Raw genomic sequence first — 562 nt, 5'->3', positions numbered from 1 at the left:
CAATGACTTTCACCCCGTTGAACCGTTCAGGCTTGTTGATCAGCACCCGTTGCCCCTGACCCAACACCGCGTCATTAGCGGTATTCCAGGACACGCCCAACCCCTCAGCGACCCGGGCCATGGACAAGTGCTGACACACGATCCCGGCCAGCGCCCAACCCAACCCGCCACGAGAAATCTTCGCCCGGGGCTCGGCAGCCTGGCTGGTGTCCTGACGCCACACAGTACCGCAGTCAGCACACCGGTACCGGCGCACCCGGATCACCAGCGTGGTCGGCCGCCAGCCGACTGGCTCATGCGCCAGCCGGCGCACCACGGTGCCACGAGGCGTTCCCGGCTGCCCGCAGTTACGGCACCACGGATCCGCCTCGGTGACCGTGCACAGGATCTCGGCACGTTCAGGCAACAACCGCTGACCGCAGGCTGTCAGGCCCAGCTCGTCCAGGCGGCAGAACGTGGTCAGATCCGAGGCGGTAAAGGTAGTATGGGACAACGTCGAGGTCTTTCAAGAAGGTTGTGTAGGAACTTCCATTCTTGTGAAGACCTCGACTTTTTACTGCCC

At 63.2% G+C, this 562-nt stretch carries 1 pseudogene; it reads right to left on the bottom strand.

The window, feature by feature from the left end:
• A pseudogene (locus JCM19049_RS17130) lies at positions 1-493 on the bottom strand (transposase family protein); the annotation flags it as partial.
• Positions 494-562 lie beyond the last annotated feature (69 nt).

It is taken from the genome of Arthrobacter sp. JCM 19049 (assembly GCF_001310435.1).
Note: the sequence above shows the minus strand (reverse complement) of the source record. Positions and strands in the feature narration are given on the sequence as shown.